The organism is Acidovorax sp. FG48 (assembly GCF_057809085.1).
On sequence record NZ_JBMDJH010000060.1, the window covers coordinates 1 to 453 of the forward strand.

4 tRNA genes are annotated in these 453 nt (G+C 53.9%); all 4 read right to left on the minus strand.

Annotation, left to right across the window (positions count from 1 at the left end):
• A tRNA-Ala gene (locus tag ACODSU_RS25315) sits at positions 1-76 on the minus strand.
• 64 nt (positions 77-140) lie between these two features.
• Positions 141-217: transfer RNA gene (locus ACODSU_RS25320), tRNA-Asp, on the minus strand.
• 51 nt (positions 218-268) lie between these two features.
• Positions 269-344: transfer RNA gene (locus tag ACODSU_RS25325), tRNA-Glu, on the minus strand.
• Between the two features lie 32 nt (positions 345-376).
• Positions 377-452, minus strand: a tRNA-Ala gene (locus ACODSU_RS25330).
• Between the last annotated feature and the right edge of the window lies 1 nt (position 453).

The window sequence follows — 453 nt, forward strand, 5'->3', positions numbered from 1 at the left end:
TGGTGGAGGTAAACGGGATCGAACCGATGACCTCTTGCATGCCATGCAAGCGCTCTCCCAGCTGAGCTATACCCCCAAACTTCTTCGGCTTGCACCGAAGAAAAATTTTTGCACTCAAGAGAAATGCAAAAACTGTTGACTGGCGGAGTGGACGGGACTCGAACCCGCGACCCCCGGCGTGACAGGCCGGTATTCTAACCAACTGAACTACCACTCCTGGCAGGCAGCTTTCGCTTGCATTTCACAACACAAGCCAAGCGCTACAACTTGGCGACCCCACGGGGATTCGAACCCCGGTACTCACCGTGAAAGGGTGATGTCCTAGGCCTCTAGACGATAGGGTCAAAACCTTGGAACTAACCATTATCAAGCGATATGGTGGAGGTAAACGGGATCGAACCGATGACCTCTTGCATGCCATGCAAGCGCTCTCCCAGCTGAGCTATACCCCCA